3 protein-coding genes are annotated in these 2,745 nt (G+C 50.4%); all 3 read left to right on the top strand.

Annotated features, from left to right (window positions below):
* Positions 1–132: 132 nt before the first annotated feature.
* The 3 genes from IKG78_RS01755 to IKG78_RS01765 are packed head-to-tail and all read left to right on the top strand — an operon-like array spanning position 133 to position 2,566.
* The gene (locus IKG78_RS01755; RefSeq protein ID WP_290938522.1) at positions 133–849 is read left to right on the top strand and encodes a hypothetical protein; all 717 of its coding nucleotides are present in this window, start codon (positions 133–135) and stop codon (positions 847–849) included.
* A gap of 27 nt (positions 850–876) precedes the next feature.
* A complete protein-coding gene (locus IKG78_RS01760; protein ID WP_290938524.1) occupies positions 877–1,497 on the top strand; it encodes a hypothetical protein in 621 nt (206 codons plus the stop codon).
* Positions 1,498–1,525: 28 nt separating this feature from the next.
* Positions 1,526–2,566, top strand: coding sequence for a major capsid protein (locus tag IKG78_RS01765; protein ID WP_290938526.1), 1,041 nt, complete (start codon positions 1,526–1,528; stop codon positions 2,564–2,566).
* The last annotated feature ends 179 nt before the right edge of the window (positions 2,567–2,745 follow it).

The following is a 2,745-nucleotide window of genomic DNA, read 5'->3' on the forward strand; positions in this document are numbered from 1 at the left end:
GCAGGTTGGAAGTGCATTTAAGAAAATTGCGTAAGAAATACCCCGGCACGTTTACCGTTCAACGTGGGGATGATGGAGCGGATACTATCGTTTATGTACCGTGACGTATCACGGAGATTAGGAGAAAAGAAAATGACTACTCAGAATAACAACGATGACAATACCGATAACAAGTCTGTTGACAATCAGAACGCTAACGCTGGTTCCGATGGTTCGGGCAACGGCGAGGGCAACAAGGACACCAAAGGCGGGAATTCGCAGAACAATCAATCTACCGATGATAACGGAGCGAACAACGGCGGCGGTGAGCGTACTTTCACGCAAACTGAGGTTAACAAGATGATGACCCGCGAAAAGAAGCAGGGTCGTAATGCCGCTTTCAATGAACTTGGTATCAATCCCGAAGATACGAAGATGATTAATGCTTTCAAGGCGTTTAAGGATGCGTATGAGGGCAACGAGGGCGGTTCTGATGGTGGTTCCGATAACAGCGCTGTGGAAGATGCTGAAAAGCGGGCTATGATGGCTGAAATGAAGTATGAGGCTGTTGCTGCTGGCGTTCAACCTCAGTTCGTGGATGACGTTGTTACCTTAGCCATTGCCCGAATCGATGAAGAAACGGACATTAAAACCGTTATCGGCGAGTTTAGAACCAAATACCCCGCTTGGTTCGAAGAATCAGACGATGGGGGCAAGCAGAAGAACACCGGGCAGACTGGCACGGGTTCTAGCTTGAAGAACAACGGCGAGGGTAACTCAGGCGATGGCGGCAAGCAGAAGCCCGGTTTGGGTGCGCGTCTTGCAGCACAGCGCAAGGGTTCCAACGCCAAAAAGAGCTATTGGAGCTAATTTTTTGAATTGTAAGGAGGTTTAGAAATGCTTAATCGTGATGGTATTTCTAAAAAGACCTACGGAGCGCCTACGCAGATTTTGGCAAACGTAGAGCTGCAAGAATCCGTTGGTTGCATCGTTCCTCAGTCGCTTGTTTCTAGCGCTGATGCGAACGGTAAGAAGATTGCCAAGGCTGGCACGCCGGTTTTCATTAACCTTATGTCGCGCCAAACGCCTGTTTCCGCGCCGGGCAACATTGCTGCGTCTGCAACTGCTGCCGTGAGCGGTACTGGCATTACTGCCGCTGCCGTTGTTGCCGCTACGTTTAGCACGGCTGTCAGCGGTGCTTCTGGCACTTATGTTTTCGAGTACAACGGCACTTCTAGCAAGTGGTATCTCGGTGAGACTGAGGCAACGCTTAACACCTATGGCATTACGCCTACTGGCACTCCGGCCAATGGTGACAAGATTACCGTTACTTTCACGGCTGCTGCCACGGTTTCCGCTAATGCCGTTCTGCTGCATGATGTTGACGTTACTGCCGGTGCTGCTAACGGTACGGCGCTCATTTTCGGTTTTGTTAACGTGAACCGTCTTGATGCGTCTGTCGTTACCGCTATTGGCGCTGCTACTTCTTTCGGTGGCGTTACGCTGCTTAAAGGCTAGTTGAGGATTTTGAAAGGAGGTTTTCGAAATGACTATTTTTGATTTGGTTCTGTCGAGTGAACTTACCGCTTATTGGGAAACGCTGATTCAGGATGAAGCGCCTTATCCCTGCGAAGAGCTGTTCCCGGACAATAAGAAGCGCGGTCTTGATTTGAAGTGGATTAAGGGTTCTCGTGGTCTGCCCGTCGTGCTGAAAGTCAGCGCTTTCGATGCTGCTGCTATTCCGCGCCCGCGCATTGGTTTCGAGAAGCTTACGGCTGAAATGCCCTATTTCAAGGAAAGCACGTATATTGACGAGGAAATGCGTCAAGAGCTGAATATCGTGCTCGAAACTGGAAATCAGGCGTATATCGATTCTGTTATGAATCGCATTTTCGATGACGAGGTTAATCTGCTTCGCGGTGCGCGTGCTTCTCGTGAGCGTATGCGCATGATGGCGCTTACCGCAGGTGTTATCGCTATGTCTGCTAATGGTCAGTCTTTCGAGTTCGATTACAGCGTTCCGTCTGCGCATAAGGCCAATGCTGTTACGTCTTGGTCTAGTACGACTACCGCAGACCCGCTAGAGGATATTCGACTTCTGAAAGAGAAGATTCAGGATGATACGGGCGCTGAGGTTACCCGCGCTATGTGCGATGGTCAGACGTGGCGTTATCTGCGCAACAATCAGAAGATTGCAAAGGCGATTTTCGTTCTTACGCAGGGCGTTGGCGCTCTTACCGATAATTCGCTGCGCGATTACATTAAGGAGCAGGTTGGCGTTGACGTTGTGGTGAACGACAAGCGTTATGCCGACGAAACGGGCAATGCTGTTAAGTTCATGCCCGCTAATACGTTCGTCATGTTCCCTGATGGTGACCTTGGCAATACGTGGTTCGGCACTACTCCGGCTGAGAGTGACCTTATGAGCGGCAACGTTGCAAACGTCTCTATCACTGATACGGGCGTTGCGGTTACCACTGTTCAAAAGGCAGACCCGGTGAACGTCGAAACCATCGTTTCCATGATTTGTCTGCCGTCGTTCGAGCAAGCAGACAAGGTTGGCATTCTCGATACCACGGCTGCTTAATAGTCGCAAAGGAGGCGATAGAGAATGATTACCATTACCAATGGTGTGAACGTCATTGAGGTTACCAACGGCGCGTATAGCGGTATTTTCGCAAAGCAGGGCTATTATCCCGTCGAAAGTGCGAACAAGCCCGCACAGCCCGCCACGGAGCCTGAGAAAGCGAAGAGTGAAGCGCTTAC

This window comes from Fibrobacter sp., from assembly GCF_017545445.1.
Taxonomy (GTDB): domain Bacteria; phylum Fibrobacterota; class Fibrobacteria; order Fibrobacterales; family Fibrobacteraceae; genus Fibrobacter.